The sequence below is a fragment of the Lacisediminihabitans sp. FW035 genome (assembly GCF_054880895.1).
The window spans coordinates 2,481,881-2,502,489 of sequence record NZ_CM142187.1; the positions used below are offsets into that span (position 1 = coordinate 2,481,881).

A 20,609-nucleotide genomic window follows, 5' to 3' on the forward strand; every position below is an offset into this window, starting at 1 on the left:
TGCGTTGGCGCCGGGCGTAGGCGTCGTGCGTCGGCGTCGTGCGTCGGCGGAGGCGTCAACGTCGGGTGTGCGGGCGCCGGCCGAGGGCGGATACCGCACCGACATGCCGCCCGTCGGGCGGAACACGCCGCCAGGCATCCGGATCTTCCGCCCTCGGCACCGCCCCGGAGTCACCGCACCGTCGGCGCGGCAGCGCCCCCGCAGGGAGTCGTCGCCGGAACTGGCTTAGCTGGGATCGGTGAACATCGCGGAGATCTCGGCGACCTCGGCGGCAGAGGGTGTCCAGGAGGTGGCCTCCTCCGCGTTCTGGATGATCTGCTCGGGCTTCGTCGCGCCCGCGATGACGCTGGTGAGCCCCGGCTGGGCGAGCAGCCAGGCGAGGGTGGCGGCGAGCATCGTGATGCCGCGCTCCCGGCAGAATGCCTCGTACTTCTCCATGGTGTCCCAGGGGGCGCCCTCGAGCAGGTGAGGGCGCAGGGTGACGATCCGACTGTCAGCCGGCCCTCCCGACCGGCTGAACTTGCCGGTGAAGAGGCCGTTGTACAGGGGGAAGAACGGGAGGAAGCCGAGCCCGTAGTGGTTGACCGCGGGCAGCACTTCGTCTTCGACACCCCTCACGAGCAGGGAGTATTCGTTCTGAGCCGAGATGAACTTCGGATGGCCGCCGAGGATCGCGCGGTATTCGGCATCCGCGATCTGCCAGCCGGAGAGGTTGGAGTGGCCGATATAGCGCACCTTGCCTTCCGTGATGAGGTCGTCGAGGGCCGAGAGCGTCTCCTCGATCGGAGTGTGCGGATCCGGCACGTGCAGTTGGTAGAGGTCGATCCAGTCCGTCTGGAGGCGGCGGAGGGATGCCTCGACCGCGAGTCGCACATAGCGACGCGAGCCGCGCGCTCCCCAGTCCGGTCCGTTGGTGCCGGCCATGTCCATGCCGAACTTCGTGGCGAGCACGATCTCGTGGCGGCGTCCCTTGAGCGAATGTCCCATCCGCGTCTCGCTGAGTCCTCGTTCGGACCCGTAGATGTCGGCGGTGTCGAACAGGGTGACTCCGGCGTCGATCGCCGCGTTGATCACGGCATCCGTGCCCTCCTGTGACTCGCTCGCGGTATTCACCCGACCGAAGTTGTTGCAGCCGAGGCCGATGGTGGAGACGATGAGCCCGGAATCGCCGAGTGCGCGGTAGTCGATGGCAGCCATGTTCCCAGCCTAGGCGTGTCCTCTCCTCCACAGGCAGGCTGGACGGGCCGCCGTTCCGATGTCCGAAAAGCGCGAGTGGGTGCACGGATGTCGCAGCTACAGTCGATCCATGACCTCCACCACCACCACCGCTCCCCCGGTCTCCTCCGCCCTCCCGAGCGTGCTGCCGCTTCGCCGCCTCGACAGCCCCATCGGCCGCATCGAGATCGTCGGCGACGGCGCCGCCGTCGTCGCGCTCACCATCGAGCGCGACGGCCGCCTGCCGCACGACGGCGACGATGAACACAGCGATCCGGTGCTCGACCGCGCGGCGACACAGCTCTCCGAGTACTTCGCCGGCACCCGCACCTCGTTCGACGTGCCGGTCGCCCTCCACGGCACGGATTTCCAGAAGTCGGTCTGGGCACGTCTCGTCGAACTCGATTTCGGTGAGGTCACCTCCTATGGCGAACTCGGTCAGTCGACGGGCCGCCCGACAGCGGGTCGGGCCGTCGGCGGAGCTGTCGGCGCCAATCCCGTGCCCATCCTCATCCCCTGCCATCGCGTCCTTGCCGCGAACAGCCGCATCACCGGCTACAGCGGCGGCAACGGCATCCCGACCAAAGTCTGGCTGCTCGACCACGAAGGCATCAGGCACACGGAGTGAGCGAGCCACGTTCCGCGGTGGTGTTGGGCGAGGACGGGCGGAACCGGTGCGCCTGGAGCGCCGGCGACGACGAGTATCGCCGGTATCACGATGAGGAGTGGGGTGTCGAACTCCGCGGGGATCGTCCGTTGTTCGAGAAGCTGAGCCTCGAGGGCTTCCAGGCCGGGCTCTCGTGGATCACGATCCTGCGGCGACGGCAGACCTTCCGAGCGGCCTTCCACGACTTCGACATCGACCGCGTCGCCGACCTCACCGACGCGGATGTCGAGCGGCTCATGCTCGATGCGGGCATCATCCGCAATCGCGCGAAGATCGTGGCCACCATCGGCAATGCCGGCATCGTCCGCCAGCTGGTGCAAGACGATCCCGGGGCGCTCGACCGGCTGATGTGGAGCTATGCGCCGCCCCGCGGAGCACGTCCGCGCCCCGTGAAATTCGGCGATATCCCGGCCGTGACAACCGAGTCGACAGCACTGAGCACGGCGCTCCGGTCGATCGGACTACGATTCGTCGGCCCCACCACGATGTACGCACTCATGCAGTCGTCGGGCATGGTCGACGATCACGTCGAGGGATGCTGGCGCGCGACCTGAGCCGTCACCCTCAGGCATCGCGCCCCTTCGTTCAGACCGCGGCACACGGCGCCGCGCCCTGGTACGGGACATTCGGGCCGTATACCGGCGCGACCTCCATCCGACGCGCATCCCACTGGGAATCGCCGAAGGCGAGGATGATCAACCAGACGATGGGCAGGAAGATGTAGAGCAGCAGCCACCCGGCGTCCGGCTTCCCGAAGCTGCGGCATTTCCGTTATCGCTCATGACGCCAGTCAACCATCATCCGGCACCGGCGATCCGGTGTCGGCCGATCAGACGACGAGGTCGAGCTCACCCTCTGCTCCACGCTCGAGGCGGAGACCGGCATCGCTCGACCATTGGAGAACGGAGTCGATGGTCGGGTGGTCGATGCCCGCCTGGCAGAGCGCACGCACGAATTCGCCCTTGCCCTTCTTGTTGAAGTGGTTGAGGGCTCGCCGGGGTCCATCCGCGGAGTCGGTGACGACTCGTACGAACGCCGTCTTCGCACCCGCTGGCGCCGGGCCGAGCTCGACGTAGGCCTCGGACCGGAGGTCGAGGACCACGCCGTCGGATGCGGCGAGCACGGCGGAGATCCGCTCGCGCCAGAGCTTCCGTAGCGTCAGCTCTGGCAAGCGCGAGTCATGGGAGAGGCGATACGCCGGGATCGGGTCGTCTGCTCCCAGCAGTCCGAACAGGGCCGAGTGGATGAGCACGTGGTCCCGGGCGAATTGTCGCGCCCCGGCATCCAGGCTGCCCGCGTCGAGGGCGTCGTAGAGCACGCCGGTATAGCGGTCGAGAGCCGCCCGGGTGGGCGACGAACGCAGCTCGCGATTGCGGGTGACCTCGAACTGCTGGGTCGCACCGAGCTTCAGTGCCGCGGCGGCGGTCGTGCGGTTGCGCGAGAGCGCCCGGGTGGCCGCCAGCGCGGTGCGCCTCGCCGCGGTCAGTTCGCTGTGGCTCAGCCGGGTCAGGTCGAGGGGCGCGTCGGCGTCACCCCCGTCGCGTTTCGTCTCGGAGGGGGGAAGGAGAAGCAGCACTAGCCCGAGATGAACGCGAGCGCGGCATCCACGTTCACGCCGAGCGGTCGCGCGGAGTCGAGCGTGATCCGGGGCACGGCGGCGCTGGCGCCAGCCCAGGGCGAATACTCGTCGAGGCTCTGCTCGACGGCATGCCAACTCGGCTCGTTGAGGTGCGGGAGTCGGCGGCCGCGCGACTCCAGGCGCTCGCGATGGAGCTCGGAGTCGGAGCAGATCACTTCAATGAACCGCAGAGTCTCGCCGCGGGAGTGAGCTAGCTCCACCCACTGCTCGCGTGCCGGATCCACCCCGTTGACCGCGTCGACGATGACATCGTGGCCGGATTCGAGCACCAGACCGGCGATCGTCTCGGCCACGAGGTAGGCGGCGAGTCCGGTCGGTTGGTCGCTGTCGATCCCGGCCTCGAGGATCGCCGATTCGATCGGATCGACGGAGACCACCGACGCGGAGAGCCGGGCACCGAGGATCTCGGCGAGCGTGCTCTTGCCCGCGGCCGGGAGACCCGCCATCGCGATCAACATGGGAGTGTGATCAGCCCTGCACGAGCGAGGCGTTGCGAGCGACGATCGTGACGGTGTCGTGTTCGACCGACAGGAAACCGTCCTCGGCGTTCGCGCGCACCGATGCGGACCCCCCGGTGGTGATCCGCACCTCTCCGGCGCTCAGGATCGCCAACAGCGGCTCGTGACCCGGCAGGATGCCGATTTCGCCCTCGGTGGTCTTCGCGACCACCATCGATGCCGTGCCGGTCCAGACCTCGTGGTCGGCCGACACGACACTCACCTGGAGTTCGTGAGCTCCGGACTCGGCCATTGTTAGCCGTTCTCCTTCTGGATCTTCGCCCACTGCTCTTCGACGTCGTTGATACCACCGACGTTGAAGAACGCCTGGGTGGCGACGTGGTCGAAGTCACCCTTGACGATGGCGTCGAACGACTCGATCGTGTCCTTGAGCGGCACGGTCGAGCCCTCGACACCGGTGAACTTCTTCGCCATGTAGGTGTTCTGCGACAGGAACTGCTGGATGCGACGGGCGCGGGAGACGGTGATCTTGTCTTCCTCGGAGAGCTCGTCGACACCGAGGATCGCGATGATCTCCTGGAGCTCCTTGTTCTTCTGAAGGATCGCCTTCACGTTCGTCGCCACGCGGTAGTGGTCGGCACCCAGGTAGCGGGGGTCGAGGATACGGCTGGTGGAGGTGAGCGGGTCGACGGCCGGATAGAGACCCTGCGATGCGATCTCGCGGCTGAGCTCGGTCGTCGCATCGAGGTGCGCGAAGGTGGTCGCCGGGGCCGGGTCGGTGTAGTCGTCGGCGGGGACGTAGATGGCCTGGAGCGAGGTGATCGAGTGCCCACGGGTCGACGTGATGCGCTCCTGGAGGATGCCCATCTCGTCGGCGAGGTTCGGCTGGTACCCCACCGCAGACGGCATGCGGCCGAGCAGCGTCGAGACCTCGGAACCGGCCTGCGTGAAGCGGAAGATGTTGTCGATGAAGAGCAGCACGTCCTGGTTCTGCACATCGCGGAAGTACTCCGCCATGGTCAGCGCCGAGAGGGCGACGCGAAGACGCGTCCCCGGCGGCTCATCCATCTGGCCGAAGACGAGGGCGGTCTTGTCGAAGACTCCCGCCTCCTCCATCTCGGCGATGAGGTCGTTGCCCTCACGGGTGCGCTCGCCGACTCCGGCGAACACCGACACTCCGCCGTGGTCCTGCGCCACGCGCTGGATCATCTCCTGGATGAGCACCGTCTTGCCGACGCCGGCTCCTCCGAACAGTCCGATCTTGCCACCGAGCACATAGGGCGTGAGAAGGTCGATGACCTTGATGCCGGTCTCGAAGAGCTCTGTCTTCGACTCGAGCTGGTCGAAGGGCGGGGGCTCGCGGTGGATCGACCAGCGGTCGGCCCACTCGTAGGTCTCACCGGGCTCGCCATTGAGCACTTCGCCGATGACGTTGAAGACCTTGCCCTTGGTGGCGTCGCCGACGGGAACGGTGATCGGTCCACCGGTGTCTCGCACCTCCTGGCCACGCACCAGACCGTCGGTGGGCTTCAGTGCGATGGCACGCACGAGGTCGTCACCGAGGTGCTGGGCGACCTCGAGGGTGATCTCGTTGGACTCCTCACCGATGGTGACCGTGGTCTTCAGTGCGTTGTAGATGCCGGGGATGGCATCGTGGGGGAACTCGATGTCGACGACGGGGCCGGTGACCCGGGCGATGCGTCCGATTCCGGCGGGCTGAGCCGTGGTCTGGTCAGCAGGGGCTGTGATAGTCATGTGCTTCTCGATTCTCCTGGGCTTCTTCTGAGCGCTTCAGCGCTTACTTCTTGGGCGAGAGTGCGTCGGCGCCGCCGACGATCTCGGAGATCTGCTGGGTGATCTCCGACTGGCGGGCGTTGTTCGCCAGTCGGGTGAAGGTGGTGATGAGCTTGTCGGCATTGTCGCTCGCCGACTTCATCGCCCGCTGGCGCGCAGCGTGCTCGGATGCCGCGGACTGCAACATCGCGTTGAAGATTCGGCTCTCGATATACACCGGGAGCAGCGCATCCAGAACGTCACCCACCTCGGGCTCGAACTCGTAGAGCGGGAGCACCTCGTTGTCATCGGGAGCTTCGACGCCCTCCACGACCTCGAGCGGCAGCAGTCTGACGACCTCCGGCACCTGGGTGACGACGCTGACGAAGCGGTTGTAGACGATGTGGATCTCGTCGACCCCACCCTCGCTCGCCGGCTGGATGAACTTCGCCACGAGGGTCTCGCCGATCGTCTGGGCGGTCTCGAAGTCGGGCTTCTCGGTGCCACCGGTCCAGATCTGCTCGGCGGCACGCTTGCGGAACGCGAAGTACGCCGCCGCCTTGCGCCCGACGAGGTAGTAGACGACCTCTTTGCCCTGGCTCTGCAACAGCGTGACGAGCTCACTCGATTCACGGACGACGTTTGTGCTGAAGGCACCGGCGAGGCCGCGGTCGGAGGTGAAGAGCACGACGGCGGCGCGTTCGACCTTCTCCGGCTCGGTGGTGAGGATGTGATCGACGTTCGAGAATGAGGCAACGGCCGACACGGCGCGGGTGACCGCGCGCGAGTACGGACCGGATGCCGCCACCCTGGCCTGCGCCTTCTGGATGCGCGAGGCCGAGATCAGCTCCATGGCCCGAGTGATCTTCTTGGTCGTCTGGGCAGACTTGATCTTCTGCCGGTAGACCCGAAGTTGCGCTCCCATGTGCGTTAACTTTCTGTTCGTAGTACTTCAGTTTGATGAAATGGTGGTCGAGTAGGGCGCTCAGCGCCCGTGTCGAGACCAGCCCGTGTCGAGACCCGCCATGTCGAGACCCGCCGTGTCGAGACCCGCCCTAGCGCTTCTGCTTGACGATCTGCTCCTGGGCGATGTTCTCCGGCTCGATCGCCTCGAACTGCTCGGTGCCGACCGAGGCGAGCGGCTTGCCCTCACCGGTCTGGAACTCGAGCTTGAACGCGTCAACGCCCTCGTCCAGTGCCTTCACCGTGTCGTCATCCAGAACGTTCGTGGCCTTGAGCTTCGACAGCACCTCGGTGTTGCGACCCAGGTAGTCGAGCAGCTCGCGCTCGAACCGAAGCACGTCTTCGACAGCGACCTCGTCGAGCTTGCCGTTCGTTCCGGCCCAGATCGAGACGACCTGCTCCTCGACGGGGTATGGCGAGTACTGCGGCTGGCGGAGCAGCTCGGTGAGGCGGGCGCCACGAGCGAGCTGGCGACGGCTGGTCGGGTCGAGGTCGGACGCGAACATCGCGAACGCCTCGAGCGAGCGATACTGGGCCAACTCGAGCTTGAGCGTGCCGGAGACCTTCTTGATCGACTTGACCTGCGCGTCGCCACCGACTCGCGAGACCGAGATTCCCACGTCGACCGCTGGACGCTGGTTGGCGTTGAAGAGGTCGGACTGGAGGAAGATCTGGCCGTCGGTGATCGAGATCACGTTGGTCGGGATGTAGGCCGACACGTCGTTGGCCTTGGTCTCGATGATCGGAAGGCCGGTCATCGATCCGGCACCGAGCTCGTCGGAGAGCTTGGCGCAACGCTCGAGCAGACGGGAGTGCAGGTAGAACACGTCACCCGGGTACGCCTCGCGCCCCGGGGGACGACGCAGCAGCAGGGAGACGGCGCGGTAGGCCTCGGCCTGCTTCGACAGGTCGTCGAAGATGATCAGGACGTGCTTGCCGCCGTACATCCAGTGCTGGCCGATGGCGGAGCCGGTGTAGGGGGCGAGGTACTTGAAGCCGGCGGGGTCGGAGGCCGGGGACGCCACGATCGTGGTGTACTCCATTGCTCCGGCATCCTCGAGCGCGCCCTTCACCGAAGCGATGGTCGAGCCCTTCTGGCCGATGGCGACGTAGATGCAACGCACCTGCTTGGTGGTGTCGCCCGACTCCCAGTTGGCCTTCTGGTTGATGATCGTGTCGATCGCGATGGCCGTCTTACCGGTCTGGCGGTCACCGATGATCAGCTGGCGCTGGCCGCGACCGATCGGGATCATGGCGTCGATCGCCTTGATCCCGGTCTGCATGGGCTCGTGAACGCTCTTGCGCTGCATCACGCCCGGAGCCTGGAGTTCGAGGGCACGACGGCTCTCGCTTGCGATCTCGCCGAGACCGTCGATCGGGGCGCCGAGCGGGTCGACGACGCGACCGAGGTAGCCGTCGCCGACCGGTACGGAGAGTACCTCGCCGGTGCGGGTGACCTCGAGGCCCTCCACGATCCCGGCGAATTCGCCGAGCACGATCACGCCGATCTCGTTCTCGTCCAGGTTCTGGGCGAGGCCGAGGGTGCCGTCGGCGAACTTGATGAGCTCGTTGGCCATCACGCCGGGAAGACCCTGCACGTGAGCGATTCCGTCGGCGGCGTCGATGACGTAGCCGACCTCCGTCGTGGACGCGGACGCGGGGTCGTACGCCTTGACGAAGTCCTTGAGCGCGTCGCGGATCTCGTCCGGGCTGATCGTGAGGTCTGCCATTTCCGTTGTTTCCTTGTCTTCGCGAAGCCGTTCGCTTCGGGGGGTCTGTGTTGGTGGCGCTGGTCGCCGAGGTGCGGTTCGGTACTAGCCGGCGAGCTGGAGGCGGAGATCCTTGAGCTTCGAGGCGACGCTGTCGTCGATGACCGTGTCGCCGACCTGCACGCGGAGACCGCCGATCAGGGCGGGGTCGACGACCAGGTTGAACTTGAGCGCTCGCCCGAACTTGCCGGCGAGCCCCTTCTGCAACCGCTCGAGCTGAACGGCGCGGATGGGTGTTGCACTCGTGATCGTGGCGACCGCGAGTCCGGACTGGTCGGCGACGATGGATGCCGCGGTGCGCAGCAACTCGCCGATGCGACGGCCCCGGGGCTGCTGCATCAGGTGGCGCACGATCGAGAGGGTCTGCGGGGACACCTTCTTCGCAAGAAGCGTTTCGACGAGAGCCACCTTCGCCTCGGGAGTGCCGAGCTTGCTGCTCACCGCGAGTTCGAGCTCGGCGTCGGAGGAGACCGCCGTGCCGAAGGCGAACAATTCGGCATCGATGTTGACAGTCGCCGGTGCGGACTCTGCAGCCGTTCGGAGACCGAGCTCTTCGATCCCGGCGAGCAGATCGTCGGTGTCGGACCAGCGGTGCGAGACCACCGTTCCGAGCAGGCCGAGGGTCGCCGGGCTGAGGTTGGTGCCGAAGACGGCCGAGAGGATCGCCTTCTTCTGCGTGGCATCCGTCGCGGTGTCGGAGAGCATGGAGATGAGCTGCGCCGAGCCGCCGATGATCCGGCCGGCCGAGAACAGTTCATCGGCAGTGGCCAGGTCGGCCGATCCCGCGGACGACAACTCCGCCCGTGAGGCGGCGAGAGCTTCCCTGGTCGCTGATCCCATACTCAGTTCACCGACTCCGGCTTGGCCGCCCGTTCTGACTTGACGACACTCTCGGACTTCTCGAGGTCGGCGAGGAACTGGTCGACGAGGTTCGCCGCATTCTTGTCGTCGGACAGGCTCTGGCCGATGACACCGGACGCGAGGTCGATCGCGAGCGATCCGACCTCCGAGCGCAGCGAGACGAGAGCCGACTGGCGCTCCGCTTCGATCGTCGCCTGGGCGTTGACCGTGATGCGGGCCGCCTCGGCGGAGGCCTGCTCCTTGAGCTCGTTCAGGATCTTCGTGCCGTCCTGGCGAGCCTGGTCGCGGATCTTCGCCGCTTCGGCGCGTGCCTCGGCGAGCTGCTCGGTGTACTTGTCGAGCGCAGCAGCGGCTTCCGCCTGGGCGATCTCCGCCTTCTTTATTCCGCCTTCGATAGCAGCCGAGCGCTCGTCGAGGTTCTTCTGCACCGCCGGCAGGATCTTCTTCCAGAAGAAGACGAACAGCACGATGAAGCACAGAGCCGACCAGATGATGTCGGGAAGACTCGGAAGGAGCGGATTGTGATCCGCCTCCGCAGCCGCGGCGAGAAGGAGGGGTTTCATGACTACTGTCCGGTGGTGAAGATGAAGTACGTTGCGATACCGATGAAGGCGAGCGCCTCCGTGAAGGCGATACCGATGTACATCAGCACGGTCAGTCGGCCCTGGAGTTCAGGCTGGCGCGCGACGGACTCGATCGTCTTGCCGACGACGATTCCGACTCCGATTGCCGGGCCGATTGCTGCGAGGCCATAGCCGATCGTCGCGATGTTTCCGCTGAGGGCGGCGACGGTAGTGGTGTCCACGTTGTGTGTTTCCTTCCGTGATGGTGCGAGGGGCGGTTGCCCGACTCGCGTCGTGCTAGGTCGAGATGTTTTGGAGTGAAGAGCCTGGTTCGGTCAGTGCTCGTCTGCCAGCGCGAGCTGGAGATAGACGGCGGTCAGGATGGTGAAGACGTACGCCTGCAGCACGATTACCAGGAGCTCAAGCACCGTGAAGGCGAGGCCGAAGGCGATCGTGCCGATGCCGAAGAGCTTGTACAACCCGTTCGCCTCGAAGAAGAAGAACGACGTGGCGAGGAAGAACAGCACGAGCAGAAGGTGGCCGACGATCATGTTCATGAGCAGTCGGAGGGTGTGGGTGACCGGTCGCACGATGAAGGTCGAGATCAACTCGATCGGCGTCACGATGATGTACAACGGCCACGGAACCCCGGGCGGGAACAGCGCGTTCCTCAGGAATTTGCCCGGATGCTTTCTGAGGCCCGCGATGATCCAGGTGAAGTAGGCGATGCCGGCCAGCAACAGCGGCACACCGATCACCGAGGTTCCGGCGATGTTGACGAAGGGCACGACACCGGTGAAGTTCATCGCCAGGATCATGAAGAAGAAGGTCATCAGCAACGGAAGGAAGCGACGGCCGTCCTTCTTGCCGAGGAGGTCTTCGGCGATTCCGACGCGTACGAAGTCGGTCCCGAACTCGAGCACGCTCTGCCAGCGGGTCGGCACGACCTTGAGCGACCTGGTCAGCAGCGAGAAGACCACGATGATGATGACGGTCGTGATGATGCGGACGAGCATGACCCGGTTGAGTTCGAACGGGGTGCCGGCGAACGCGATGATCGGAGGGAAGAACTCACCGATACTGGGCCCGACAAAGCCACCGCCGCTGTCGCCTTCGCTGGCGAGGGGGAGGATGAGATTGAGTGCGTGGGGTAGCAGCGCTAACTCCAGAATCGGGGCGTGTGATCACGCGGCGAGAAGAAGGGGGGCGTTCGTCATAACTCTATCAAGAGAATGGGACCATCCGAACCTCTACTCCGGTCGGTCGGGGGTCGCGGAGGCCTCGGAAGGGAGGCTGATGTCGCTCACATAGGGCATCCGGGACCGTGCGATCACGACCACATCAACCACGAGAGTTCCGGCCACGGCGACCACGACAGTGAGGAAGAGCACCTGCGTCTGGATCCAGGGCTGGTCCTTCAGGAGCACGATGATGACGATGAAGACGATGAGCTTGAGAAGCCAGGCGCCCATCACGATCCCGAAGAATGCGACGCTCAGGAGATCCCCTTTCGCGACCTTCGTCGCGAGCACGATGCTCGCGGCGGTGATACCGAGGAAGACGACGGCCATCACCGTGCCGACGAGCGCGCTGACGAGCCCGACTCCCCCGGCGAAGATGAGGCCGATCACCGAACCGACCACCGCGATGACGATGGCGAGGATGCCTCCGTAGGCCAGGATCCGCTTGAGGATGGGAACCGCGCTCATGATGCTTCCTTCGTGGGGGTCTCGGTCGAGGCCGCGTCGTAGGCGGCTGGATCGTAAGCGGCTTCGTCGAGGGGGTCGAACCGGGCAGCAGCCGCCTCGGCCTCGTTGTCGGGGCTGGAGAGCTGCACAGAGGCCTCGACGGCCTTGCGCCGGGTGAGCGGCGCGAGGGTGACCGCCGTGCAGATCACGAGGCCGACGATGATGAACAACACGCCCCAGATCGCGTCGAAGAACATGAACAGGAGGCATCCGATCGACACCACTGCGGTCCACGAGTAGAAGATCAGCACCGCGTGGACGTCGGAATGCCCCATGTCGAGCAGCCGGTGATGCAGGTGCTTGCGGTCCGCGCTGAACGGGGACTTGCCCGCCCGGAGACGTCGGAAGACCGCGAGTGCGAAGTCGAGCAGCGGGATCAGCAGGATGGCGAGCGGCAGCAGGATCGGGATGAAGGCGGGGATGAGCTGCTTCGAGAACTGCAGGGCGGCGAGGTCGACCTGACCCGTGACCGAGATCGCCGAGGTCGCCATGAGCAGGCCGACAAGCAGGGCCCCGGCGTCTCCCATGAACAGCTTCGCCGGGTGCCAGTTGAGCGGCAGGAAGCCCACGCACGCTCCGATGAGCACCGCCGAGATGAGCAGCGCGAGGTTGAAGTACTCCGCTGCCGCACTTCGGGTGACGAGGATGTAGCTGTAGATGAAGAAAGCGCCATTGGCGATGATCGCGACCCCGGCGACCAGACCGTCGAGTCCGTCGATGAAGTTGATGGCATTCATCACGAGCACGATCGCGAAGACCGTGATGATCAGCCCGGTGTAGGAGGAGAGCACGACCACGCCGCCGACGATCGGAAGTGTGGTCAGCTGGACGCCCTGCCAGGCGAGGAGCCCTGCGGCGATGATCTGACCCGCGAGTTTGGTGACCCAGTCGAGGTCCCAGATGTCGTCGGCCACACCGATGAGCACGATGATGAGCGCCGAGCCGAGGATGGCGAAGATCGGACCCGGTTTGGCGAAGATGAGGTGGAACTGCGGCAGCTGCGATGCGACGCCGAACGCGGTGAGGATGCCGATGAACATCGCGATGCCGCCGAGGCGGGGGGTGGGGCGTTTGTGCACGTCACGGTCACGGATGGCGGGGTAGAGCCGGTATTTCATGCCGAGCCGCGCCACTGCTGTGGCCAGCACGAACGTGACCACCGCGGAGAGTCCACCGGCGGCCACGTAGATGATGAATCTCACGGTGCGGGCTCAGTCGGCTCGCTCGGCGCCTCCGGAACGGCCGGCTCGGCAGTCTCCTCCGCGGGAGCGTTCTCGGCGGCGAACTTCTCGAGCACCGCCTCGATCTGCGCCTCGGTGATGACACCGTGCCGCACGATCTTCAGTTCGCCACCCTCGAGCAAGCCTGTCGCATCCACGATGGTCGATCCGAGGCCGGTCGCCTCGTAGTCGAGGCCGACCTCTCCGCCGTCGAGGTAGACCTCGACGCTGTCGCCCAGCATCCGCTCGGCTTCTGCGGCAGTACGGGCCGCGGTCTCGCCGGTGAGGTTGGCCGAGGAGACGGCGAGCGGTCCCGTCTCCGAGAGCAGCTCGAGGGCGATGCGGTTGTTGGGCATCCGCAGGGCGACGGTGCCCCCGGTCTCGCCGAGGTCCCAATCGAGGGAGGGGCTGGCGGGCAGGATCACGGTGAGTCCCCCGGGCCAGAAGGCGGCAACGAGGGCGCGGACCTCCGGCGGCACGGTCTCCGCGAGCGCATCGAGGGTGGGGATGCCCGGAATCAAGACCGGCGGAGGCGACTGCCTCGTGCGCCCCTTCGCATCGAGCAGGCGCTGAACCCCGTAGGTGTTGAATGCGTCTACCGCGAGGCCGTACACGGTATCGGTCGGCAGCACGACGAGTTCGCCGCGGCCGAGGGCGACCCGTGCGAGTCGCATGCCGGTGAGAAGTTGGTCCTGCTCAGAGCAGTCGTAGATCGTCGCCATATCGGTAGACATCTTACTTCGGACAGTGCAGGAGGCCCCTCGATGCACAGCGCCCTTCCAATGACTGAGACAATTGTGTGACCGGTGGGAGCCCTGTGGACCTGTATCTCTTCGATTTCGACAAGACGCTGGATGCCGCGATCATCAGCTTCTCGACCCGGGACGCCTGATGCTGCTCTTCATCTTCGATATGGACGAAGTGCTCTACGGCTACGACTGGCAGCGTCGCATGGCCGGGATGACCGAGCTCACGGGCCTGTCCCTCGAACAGTTGCGCGAACGATGGTGGCATGAGGACGGCGAGATCGCGGCCGAGGCGGGAGGATTCGCAGACGCCGAGGTCTACCTCGCCGCCTTCAACGAGGCGATCGGGGTCGAGGTCGCGGAGGCCGACTGGGTGCGGATCCGTGGAGCAGCAATGGAACCCTGGAGGGACTCGATCGCGGCCGTCCGTCGCGCCGCCGAATTCGGCCAGGTCACCCTTCTCACCAACAACGGCCCCCTGACCGGCAAATACCTGCGGGAGCTTGCTCCAGAGCTGGTGTCGGTGTTCGGCGATCACCTCTACACCTCCTCCGACTACGGCGCGCGCAAGCCCGAGCCGGAGGTGTTCCGCAGTGTGCTCTCCCGCTACGGGATAGACGCCCGCGATGCCTTCTTCGCGGACGACATGCGGGAGAATATCGATGGGGCGATGAGCGTCGGTATCACCGCCCATCACTTCACGGATGCGCCGGCTCTCCTCGCCGCGATCGAGGCGTTCGCGGCCGCGCGAAAGGACTGAGCATGCTCGAACAGGTGGCCCTCGACGAACTCTGGGTGTTCGACGATCCGGCGCTGTCGGAGGAGCGCTTCCGGGTGGAACTCGAGCAGGGCGGGCCCTGGGACGACACCGAGCGCGCCGAACTCATCACGCAGCTCGCCCGGGCGATCGGGCTTCAGGGGCGGTTCGACGAAGCCGCCGCACTGCTCATCGAACTCGGCGAGCAAGCACCGGTGGTCGGGGTGCGGGTATTGCTCGAGTCCGGCCGGCTCATGAACAGCTCTGGACATCCGGATGCCGCGATCGGACTGTTCCGCCAGGCTGCGAGCATCGCCGCGAGGGGCGGGTTGCTCTTCCTGGAGGTGGATGCCCTCCACATGCTCGCGATCGCGGATCCGGCCGACGCGGAGGACTGGACGGCGCAGGCCGTCGATCTCGCCGAGGCGTCGCCCGATCCGCGCATCCAACGCTGGCTCGTCTCCCTCCACAGCAACCTCGGCTGGTACCGGCTGGAGGCGTCGGATCCGTCGTCCGCGCTTGAATCCTTCGCGGAGGCATCCCGCTGGGCGGACCTGGTGGGCACGGACGACCAGCGCACCTGGGCGGCCGAGGCTATTGCGGAGTGCACCGCGGCCCTGGAGGCTGCGGAGGAGTAACTCGCCGGATTGACCCACGCACATGCGTTCGCGAGTGACACGTGCGGCCGAACGTGCGGGCGCGCGTGTCACCCACCGGCACGGAGGCTGCGTCCAGCCGCTCACATCGTCGATGAGCAGGGCGTTCTGAACTGTTGTGCGATGTGCGACCGACCAGCGATTGACGAGGGCGCACAGTGTCGGCATGAATCCTCCGACGCCGCTCGATCTGTTCCTGCTTCAGCTGGTGCTTGTGCGTGAAACAGTCACCCCTGGCGAACGTCGTGCCCTCTTTCGAAGCGCAGAGAGGGGAACGCTCATCAGGCTGCGGCCCGGCGCCTACTTTCCCGCCGATGTCTGGGGAGACCTCAACTCAGAGGATCGATATCTGGCTCGCCTCTCGGCCGCAGTAGCTGTTGAGCCAGGCCCGCTCATCCTGTCCGGGCTCTCCGCGGCGGCCATCTGGAGACTGCCGTTCATCGGCAGTCCGCCTCCGCGTCCCGAAGTCATTGCGGGCGCCGCCAACGGAGGCCGGTCGACTGGGTCTCTCATCAGACGGGGCCTCGAATTGCCAGACACACTTGTCGATTTCGGCACTTTTGCCATAACGTGCCTCACGAGAACCCTTGTGGACATTGCCCGGACCGAACCGATCGCGACGGCAGTCGCTATGACCGATTTCAGCCTGCGGCCGCCCAAGTCTGGCGAAGCGGGGCGCCTCGCCGCCCGAACGACCAAGGATGCCCTCGAAAAGGAACTCGAGGAACGCGCACCGACTACGGGACATGCCCGCGCACGCTTCGTCAGGGAGTTTGCCGACGGCCGTTCAGGGTCTGCAGGTGAGTCATTGAGCCGGGTAAACATCCATCGACTCGGTTTTCCGCCGCCTGATCTCCAGGCCGTGTTCACCGATGAGAAGGGGACCATGGAAGTTGACTTCTGGTGGATCGATGTCCGGGGAATTGGTGAGTTCGACGGTGTCGGCAAATACGTCAAAAGCGAGTACACCCACGGCCGAACCACCGCCCAGGTCGTCATCGCGGAGAAGAACCGGGAAAATCGACTTCGCGCGCAGAACACGACAGTCAGCCGGTGGGACTGGCGTGAAGCTCGATCCCCCGCCGCCCTCCGCGCCAAACTGCTGTCGCTGGGACTCCGACCGATCCGTCGCGGTCGCGCGTGACACCTGCGCCCAAAAATGCGGGCGCGCGTGTCACTCTGGGGCGCATTGGTGGGCTTGCTGCTCGAGAGGCGGCGGCGCGCGCCTCCGGCGGCGCGCCGGATTCAGCGCAGAGCGGTGGTCGCGCGATCCCGCCCGAGGAAGTCGGGGTGGCTCGCGATCGCGCGCCACCCGTCGGCGGCCAGGATGCCGGCGATCGCGGCTGCCTGCAGCTCGCCGTGCTCGAGCACGAGGGTGCCGCCGGGGTGCAGGAGGCGCCGGGCGGTCTGCGATACCTGGCGCACGACATCCAGCCCGTCCTCGCCGCCATAGAGGGCGTGCTCGGGGTCGAAGAGCCGCACCTCCGGGTCACGCGGGATCGCACCGAGCGGAATGTAGGGAGGATTCGAGATGACCACGGCTACTGTGCCGTCGAGCTCGGGAAGGGCGGAGGCGAGGTCGATGAAGACGGCCCTGGCGTTGTCGGCGCCGGACTCGCGGAAGTTCTGCTTCGTCCAGATGAAGGCCTCTGGCGAGTTCTCGACGCCGTAGACGCGGGCATGGGGCACCTCGGTGGCGAGGGCAAGGGCAATCGCTCCACTGCCGGTGCCGAGATCGATGCCGATGGGCTCGGCGCCCGCCGCGGCGCGCAGGGCGTCGATGGCGAACTGGGCGACCTGCTCCGTCTCGGGGCGCGGGACGAAGACCCCCGGCCCCACCGCGAGCTCGAGTGAACGGAAGGGGGCGCGACCGGTGATGTGCTGCAGGGGTTCCCGAGCCGCCCGACGCTCGACGAGACCGGCGATCGTGGACTCGTCGTCGGCCGACACCGCGGCACTGGTGATGGCCTTCGCCTGCACCTCACCCCGGCTCATCCCGAGCACGAAGCCGATGAGCAGCTCGGCATCGACAGCGGGCGACGGCACGCCGGCGCGGGTGAGCAGCTCCGTCCCGCGGCCGAGCACGGAGGTTACGGTGAGGGGTTCTGGTGGAGTCATGGTGTGGAGCGCGGCGAGACTAGTCGGCATCTCCGGCCAGGGCTTCGAGGCGTGCTTCTTCGTCGGCCTCGATGTCGGATTGGATCACCGGCTCGAGCGCACCGTTCATCACCGCATCGAGGTTGTAGGCCTTGTAGCCCGTGCGATGGTCGGCGATGCGGTTCTCGGGGAAGTTGTAGGTGCGGATGCGCTCGGACCGGTCCATCGTGCGGATCTGGCTCTTGCGCACGACGGATGCCGCGGCATCGATCTCCTCCTGCTGGCGCGCGAGCACCCGGGCGCGGAGCACGCGCATTCCGGCCTCGCGGTTCTGCAGCTGCGACTTCTCGTTCTGCATGGCAACGACGATGCCGGTGGGGAGATGGGTGATGCGCACGGCGGAGTCGGTGGTGTTCACCGACTGGCCGCCGGGACCGCTCGAGCGGTAGACGTCGATCTTGAGATCGTTCTGGCTGATCTCGACCTCCTCCGGCTCATCCACCTCGGGAAAGACGAGGACTCCGGCCGCCGAGGTGTGGATGCGTCCCTGCGACTCGGTCGCGGGCACGCGCTGCACGCGGTGCACCCCGCCCTCGTACTTGAGGTGAGCCCACACGCCCTCGGCCGGATCGCTCGAATTGCCCTTGATGGCGAGCTGGACATCCTTGATGCCTCCGAGGTCGCTCGAGGTCTGCTCGATGATCTCGGTCTTCCACTTCTTGGACTCCGCGTAATGCAGGTACATGCGCAGAAGATCGCCGGCGAAGAGCGCGGATTCTGCCCCGCCCTCCCCCATCTTGATCTCCATGATCACGTCGCGGCCGTCGTTCGGGTCTCGAGGGATGAGCAGCCGGCGAAGCCGCTCCTCCATCACGTCGAGTTCGGCCTTGATGTTGGGAAGTTCCTCGGCGAACGACGCGTCGTCCGCCGCCATCTCGGTAGCAGCCTCGAAATCGTCCGTCAGGGCAATCCACCGGTTGTAGGCGTCGACGATCCGGCTCAACTCGGCATAGCGCCGGTTGACCTTCTTCGATTTGGCCGGATTGGAGTGGAGTTCGGGGTCGGCGAGCTGTTCCTGCAGATCCGCGTGCTCGACCAGCAGTGTCTTCACCGACTCGAACACGCCAGAGTCTGCCATCGGGATTAGTCCTCTTTCGACCCGGATGCGCCCGGAAGCGACTTCTGGATCTTCATGAGGAACTCGACGTTGGACGAGGTGTCCTTCAGCTGCGTGAGCACGAGCTCGAGGGCCTGCTGGGTCTCGAGTCCCGCGAGTGCGCGTCGGAGCTTCCAGTTGATCTTCGTCTCGTCGACGCCCATGAGCATCTCCTCGCGGCGGGTACCGGAGGCATTGACATCCACGGCCGGGAAGATGCGCTTGTCAGCGAGCTGACGCGAAAGGCGCAGTTCCATGTTGCCGGTGCCCTTGAACTCCTCGAAGATGACCTCGTCCATCTTGGACCCGGTCTCGACGAGCGCGGTGGCGAGGATCGTGAGCGATCCGCCGTCCTCGATGTTGCGAGCAGCACCGAAGAAGCGCTTCGGCGGATAGAGGGCCGACGAGTCGACGCCTCCGGAGAGGATACGACCGGAGGCCGGGGCTGCCAGGTTGTAGGCGCGACCGAGCCGGGTGATCGAGTCGAGAAGCACGACGACGTCGTGACCGAGCTCCACAAGACGCTTCGCGCGCTCGATGGCAAGCTCGGCAACCGTCGTGTGGTCTTCGGCCGGACGGTCGAAGGTGGAGGCGATGACCTCACCCTTCACCGTGCGCTGCATGTCGGTGACTTCTTCCGGACGCTCGTCGACGAGAACGACCATGAGGTGGACCTCTGGGTTGTTCTTCGCGATGGCGTTCGCGATGGCCTGGAGCACGAGCGTCTTGCCCGCCTTGGGGGGCGAAACGATGAGACCGCGCTGACCCTTGCCGATCGGCGACACCAGGTCGATGATGCGAGTGGTGAGCTTGCCGGACTCGGTCTCGAGGCGCAGGCGCTCCGAGGGGTAGAGCGGCGTGAGCTTGCCGAACTCGACACGGTCGGCAGCCTGCTCGATCGGCAGGCCGTTGATCGAGTCGATCTTCACGATCGCGTTGTACTTCTGGCGACCGGAGTTGTCGTTCTCGCGCGGCTGGCGGATGGCTCCGACGACGGCGTCACCCTTGCGCAGGTTGTACTTCTTGACCTGGCCGAGGGAGACGTAGACGTCGTTATTGCCGGGCAGGTAACCGCTCGTGCGCACGAACGCGTAGTTGTCGAGCACGTCGAGGATGCCGGCGACCGGGATGAGCACGTCATCCTCGGTGATCTCGGGCTCGAAGTCGTCGTTGCCGGTCGCACCGCGACGCTTGCGGTCACGGTAGCGGTTGCGGCCGCCGCGGTCATCGTCCTCGAGCAGCTGCTGCTGGTTGCGGTCGTTGTTGCCGTTGCGGTCGTTGTTGTTGCCCTGCTGCTGGCGGTCGTTGCCCTGCTGGCGGGGGTTGCCGTTCTGCTGGGCGCCCTGGTTCTGCTGGTTGCGGTTGTTCGCGTTGCGACCGTTCGAGCGCTGGCCGTCGGACTGCTCGCCGTTCTGCTGGTTGTTCTGGTTGTTCTGGTTGTTCTGGTTGTTCTGGTTGTTCTGGGCAGACTGGCCGCCCTGGTTGTTCTGGGCCGCCTGGCCGTTCTGGGCCGCGCCGTCACCCTGCTGGCGGTCGCCGCGGTTGCGGTTGCGGCCGCGCGAGTTGCGGGTGGGCTGCGCGTCGTCCGCCAGGGCTTCGGCTTCGGCCTCCTGGCCGGGGATACGGTCGAGGCCTTCCTGAAGCTGCGACTCGGTGGCACGGGCATCTGCCTGAGCCACGCGCTCGGCCTCCTGGCCGGGGATGAGGTCGATGCCGCTCTCGGCACCGTTGGCGTGCCCGGAGACCGCCTTCGGCGCACTGCGACGGGTGGTGGCGGGGCGCTGGGTCGATTCGATGACGGGGGCTTCGGCGGCACCGGCATCCACGATCGACGTGCTGGCACGGCGCGACGCACGCTTCTTGGCGACCGGGGCGTCGGCCGCGGGCGCGTCCGCCTCAGGTGCGTCCGCGACGGGCGCGTCGGCTACTGGTGCGTCAGCGACCGGGGCGTCTACGACCTGAGCGTCGGCTACTGGCGCGGCGGTGGTGTTCTGGATCTCGGAGATTGCATCCACGAGTTCTCCTTTACGAAGTTTGGACGAGCCACTGAGGCCGAGTTCCGCCGCGAGAGCCTGGAGCTCGGGGAGGCGGAGTTTGGCGAGGGCGATGGAGTCCGTACCTGCGGCACGGACAGTGAGGTCAGTCACTAAGAGGGTTCCTTTCCCCGAACAAGTTCCGCACCTGACAGGTGCGAGTGAACCTTGCGGGAGAGTTTGACGTTCGGCGCTTTCGCTTCGGGTAGCGCCTGTGCGACGGAATCGCAGCTGCGCGGGAAAGCAATGGTGAATAACGAAGTGATTGCTTGTGAGTGTGCTGTCCGG

At 66.0% G+C, this 20,609-nt stretch carries 22 protein-coding genes; 5 read left to right on the plus strand and 17 right to left on the minus strand.

The features are described from left to right. Positions 1–225: 225 nt before the first annotated feature. On the minus strand, positions 226–1,197 hold the full coding sequence (locus ACVXZ4_RS11835) for an aldo/keto reductase (RefSeq protein WP_461795042.1): 972 nt from the start codon (positions 1,195–1,197) through the stop codon (positions 226–228). Between the two features lie 109 nt (positions 1,198–1,306). Between ACVXZ4_RS11835 and ACVXZ4_RS11840 the strand changes: the two genes are divergently transcribed. Further along, the gene (locus tag ACVXZ4_RS11840) at positions 1,307–1,843 is read left to right on the plus strand and encodes a methylated-DNA--[protein]-cysteine S-methyltransferase (protein ID WP_461795043.1); all 537 of its coding nucleotides are present in this window, start codon (positions 1,307–1,309) and stop codon (positions 1,841–1,843) included. Next, entirely contained in the window at positions 1,840–2,436 is a 597-nt protein-coding gene (locus tag ACVXZ4_RS11845) for a DNA-3-methyladenine glycosylase I (RefSeq protein ID WP_461795044.1), read from the plus strand. Before ACVXZ4_RS11840 ends, ACVXZ4_RS11845 begins: the two co-directional genes overlap by 4 nt. A gap of 275 nt (positions 2,437–2,711) precedes the next feature. Here ACVXZ4_RS11845 and ACVXZ4_RS11850 read toward each other — a convergent pair whose 3' ends face one another. The 13 genes from ACVXZ4_RS11850 to ACVXZ4_RS11910 all read right to left on the minus strand — a co-directional run bounded on the left by ACVXZ4_RS11850 (position 2,712) and on the right by ACVXZ4_RS11910 (position 13,598). Next, positions 2,712–3,458, minus strand: coding sequence for a YaaA family protein (locus tag ACVXZ4_RS11850; protein ID WP_461795045.1), 747 nt, complete (start codon positions 3,456–3,458; stop codon positions 2,712–2,714). After that, complete coding sequence (locus ACVXZ4_RS11855; RefSeq protein ID WP_461795046.1) at positions 3,458–3,979, minus strand: AAA family ATPase; 522 nt, start codon at positions 3,977–3,979, stop codon at positions 3,458–3,460. The genes ACVXZ4_RS11850 and ACVXZ4_RS11855 overlap by 1 nt, the downstream gene beginning before the upstream one ends. A gap of 10 nt (positions 3,980–3,989) precedes the next feature. Beyond that, on the minus strand, positions 3,990–4,271 hold the full coding sequence (locus ACVXZ4_RS11860) for a F0F1 ATP synthase subunit epsilon (protein ID WP_461795047.1): 282 nt from the start codon (positions 4,269–4,271) through the stop codon (positions 3,990–3,992). Between the two features lie 2 nt (positions 4,272–4,273). Then, entirely contained in the window at positions 4,274–5,734 is a 1,461-nt protein-coding gene (gene atpD / locus ACVXZ4_RS11865) for a F0F1 ATP synthase subunit beta (protein ID WP_461795048.1), read from the minus strand. Positions 5,735–5,777: 43 nt separating this feature from the next. Then, the gene (locus ACVXZ4_RS11870; protein WP_461795049.1) at positions 5,778–6,677 is read right to left on the minus strand and encodes a F0F1 ATP synthase subunit gamma; all 900 of its coding nucleotides are present in this window, start codon (positions 6,675–6,677) and stop codon (positions 5,778–5,780) included. 130 nt (positions 6,678–6,807) lie between these two features. After that, on the minus strand, positions 6,808–8,445 hold the full coding sequence (gene atpA, locus ACVXZ4_RS11875; RefSeq protein ID WP_461795050.1) for a F0F1 ATP synthase subunit alpha: 1,638 nt from the start codon (positions 8,443–8,445) through the stop codon (positions 6,808–6,810). A gap of 84 nt (positions 8,446–8,529) precedes the next feature. Further along, entirely contained in the window at positions 8,530–9,324 is a 795-nt protein-coding gene (locus ACVXZ4_RS11880) for a F0F1 ATP synthase subunit delta (protein ID WP_461795051.1), read from the minus strand. Between the two features lie 2 nt (positions 9,325–9,326). Further along, the gene (locus tag ACVXZ4_RS11885; protein ID WP_461795052.1) at positions 9,327–9,908 is read right to left on the minus strand and encodes a F0F1 ATP synthase subunit B; all 582 of its coding nucleotides are present in this window, start codon (positions 9,906–9,908) and stop codon (positions 9,327–9,329) included. Between the two features lie 2 nt (positions 9,909–9,910). After that, a complete protein-coding gene (gene atpE, locus ACVXZ4_RS11890) occupies positions 9,911–10,150 on the minus strand; it encodes an ATP synthase F0 subunit C (protein ID WP_147784898.1) in 240 nt (79 codons plus the stop codon). Between the two features lie 93 nt (positions 10,151–10,243). Continuing rightward, a complete protein-coding gene (gene atpB / locus ACVXZ4_RS11895) occupies positions 10,244–11,077 on the minus strand; it encodes a F0F1 ATP synthase subunit A (protein ID WP_461797973.1) in 834 nt (277 codons plus the stop codon). 81 nt (positions 11,078–11,158) lie between these two features. Next, positions 11,159–11,617 (minus strand): hypothetical protein, encoded by a 459-nt coding sequence (locus ACVXZ4_RS11900; RefSeq protein WP_461795053.1) that lies wholly within the window; start codon positions 11,615–11,617, stop codon positions 11,159–11,161. Then, a complete protein-coding gene (locus ACVXZ4_RS11905; RefSeq protein WP_461795054.1) occupies positions 11,614–12,858 on the minus strand; it encodes an MraY family glycosyltransferase in 1,245 nt (414 codons plus the stop codon). The genes ACVXZ4_RS11900 and ACVXZ4_RS11905 overlap by 4 nt, the downstream gene beginning before the upstream one ends. Beyond that, the gene (locus ACVXZ4_RS11910) at positions 12,855–13,598 is read right to left on the minus strand and encodes an L-threonylcarbamoyladenylate synthase (RefSeq protein WP_461797974.1); all 744 of its coding nucleotides are present in this window, start codon (positions 13,596–13,598) and stop codon (positions 12,855–12,857) included. The genes ACVXZ4_RS11905 and ACVXZ4_RS11910 overlap by 4 nt, the downstream gene beginning before the upstream one ends. Positions 13,599–13,767: 169 nt before the next feature. On the opposite strand from ACVXZ4_RS11910, the gene ACVXZ4_RS11915 reads away from it, so the two are divergent. From ACVXZ4_RS11915 to ACVXZ4_RS11925, 3 genes are all read left to right on the plus strand, one after another. After that, entirely contained in the window at positions 13,768–14,382 is a 615-nt protein-coding gene (locus ACVXZ4_RS11915; protein WP_461795055.1) for an HAD-IA family hydrolase, read from the plus strand. A gap of 2 nt (positions 14,383–14,384) precedes the next feature. Further along, positions 14,385–15,017: a hypothetical protein gene (locus ACVXZ4_RS11920; protein ID WP_461795056.1), complete on the plus strand. Its 633-nt coding sequence runs from the start codon at positions 14,385–14,387 to the stop codon at positions 15,015–15,017. Between the two features lie 184 nt (positions 15,018–15,201). Then, positions 15,202–16,179 (plus strand): hypothetical protein, encoded by a 978-nt coding sequence (locus ACVXZ4_RS11925; protein WP_461795057.1) that lies wholly within the window; start codon positions 15,202–15,204, stop codon positions 16,177–16,179. Positions 16,180–16,280: 101 nt separating this feature from the next. On the opposite strand, the gene prmC is transcribed toward ACVXZ4_RS11925, so the two are convergent. Genes prmC through rho form a run of 3 tightly spaced genes read right to left on the minus strand, consistent with a single transcriptional unit; the run spans position 16,281 to position 20,435 of the window. Further along, complete coding sequence (gene prmC, locus ACVXZ4_RS11930) at positions 16,281–17,153, minus strand: peptide chain release factor N(5)-glutamine methyltransferase (protein WP_461795058.1); 873 nt, start codon at positions 17,151–17,153, stop codon at positions 16,281–16,283. Positions 17,154–17,172: 19 nt separating this feature from the next. Then, positions 17,173–18,255: a peptide chain release factor 1 gene (gene prfA / locus ACVXZ4_RS11935; RefSeq protein ID WP_461797975.1), complete on the minus strand. Its 1,083-nt coding sequence runs from the start codon at positions 18,253–18,255 to the stop codon at positions 17,173–17,175. Between the two features lie 20 nt (positions 18,256–18,275). Then, positions 18,276–20,435, minus strand: coding sequence for a transcription termination factor Rho (gene rho, locus ACVXZ4_RS11940; RefSeq protein WP_461795059.1), 2,160 nt, complete (start codon positions 20,433–20,435; stop codon positions 18,276–18,278). Between the last annotated feature and the right edge of the window lie 174 nt (positions 20,436–20,609).